We start from the raw sequence: 1,236 nt of genomic DNA, 5'->3' as shown, positions 1-1,236 counted from the left end.
TGATCTGTCCTTGATTTAGCGCTCACCTTGTTTTCAAATCAATCAACGAAAGCGAGGTCACTATGTCAAGACAACAATATACTCCGGAGTTCAAGCGCAGAGCTGTTGCATTGCTGCGCGAAAGCGGCAAGTCTGTTGCCCGTATGGCACAGGAGCTTGATATCAAAGAGAACACGCTCTACAACTGGAAAAAACTCTATCAGGATAAGGCGGGGGCTGCTTTCTCCAACACGCCACAGCTTTCCGAACAGGAACTGGAGATCCGCCGTCTTAAAGCCAAAATCGCTGAACTGGAAGAGGATAAACTTATCCTGAAAAAAGCGGCGGCGTTCTTTGCGCGGGAAAGCCGCTAAGATACGCCATGGTCACTCAGTTATCGGCTTTCCACGCAGTGAAGCGAATTTGCCTGTTGCTCAATGTCAGCAGGCGGGGTTACCAGTCATGGCGCAACCGAACACCCAGCCAACGACAGTTGTCTGACGACACCCTGAGCCAGAGGCTGATTCAGTTGCATCACGACAGCCGGGGGACTTACGGTATCCGGCGCCTGCAAAGTGATTTACGCGATGAGCAACGATTTCACGGCAAGGCACGTATCAGCCGCCTGATGAAACAGTCAGGTCTGAAAGCGGCGAATCTGGTTCGTTATAAAGTGACGACCAACAGCCGGCATGATTATCCGGTCGCGCCCAATCTGCTGAACCGGGCGTTTAATCCGTCAGCGGCGAATATCGCGTGGGCGTCAGATATCACGTATATCCGCACGGGAGAAGGCTGGCTGTATCTGGCGACGGTGATTGACCTGTATTCCAGACGCATTATCGGCCTGAGTCTGAGTAATCGCCTGAAAAAGCAGTTGGTGATTGACGCGTTAGAGATGGCAATAAAACAGCGCAGACCGACGGGGAAGGTCATCGTGCATTCGGACAGAGGTAGCCAGTACGCCAGCCATCGGTATCGTGAGATATTGAAAAACAATGATTTAGTCTGCTCAATGAGCGGGAAAGGCTGCTGTTATGATAATGCGGTAATGGAAAGCTTCTACCACACGCTGAAAACGGAACTGATGCAGGGTAAAGCGTTTAGCAGTAGAGAGCAGGCAATGAACGCCCTGTTTGATTATATTGAGGTGTTTTACAATCGCCGCCGCAGGCACTCAACGCTGGGTTATCAAACGCCGGTGCATTATGAAATGGCAGCGTAATTAGGTGGGAATAATTTCGGGGACAGATCAAG

At 50.9% G+C, this 1,236-nt stretch carries 2 protein-coding genes; both read left to right on the top strand.

The window, feature by feature from the left end:
* Positions 1-62: 62 nt before the first annotated feature.
* Positions 63-353: a transposase gene (locus tag OI69_RS18375; RefSeq protein WP_039353969.1), complete on the top strand. Its 291-nt coding sequence runs from the start codon at positions 63-65 to the stop codon at positions 351-353.
* A gap of 8 nt (positions 354-361) precedes the next feature.
* Positions 362-1,204 (top strand): IS3 family transposase, encoded by an 843-nt coding sequence (locus OI69_RS18370; RefSeq protein WP_039353964.1) that lies wholly within the window; start codon positions 362-364, stop codon positions 1,202-1,204.
* Positions 1,205-1,236 lie beyond the last annotated feature (32 nt).

Origin of the sequence: Pectobacterium fontis, from assembly GCF_000803215.1 — a bacterium.
GTDB classification, from domain to species: domain Bacteria; phylum Pseudomonadota; class Gammaproteobacteria; order Enterobacterales; family Enterobacteriaceae; genus Pectobacterium; species Pectobacterium fontis.
Note: the sequence above shows the minus strand (reverse complement) of the source record. Positions and strands in the feature narration are given on the sequence as shown.

What these genes read in the sequence shown, in the direction of transcription:
- OI69_RS18370 (WP_039353964.1), top strand. Translation starts at nt 362, where the DNA reads ATGGTCACTCAGTTATCGGCTTTCCACGCAGTGAAGCGAATTTGCCTG.
- OI69_RS18375 (WP_039353969.1), top strand. Translation starts at nt 63, where the DNA reads ATGTCAAGACAACAATATACTCCGGAGTTCAAGCGCAGAGCTGTTGCA.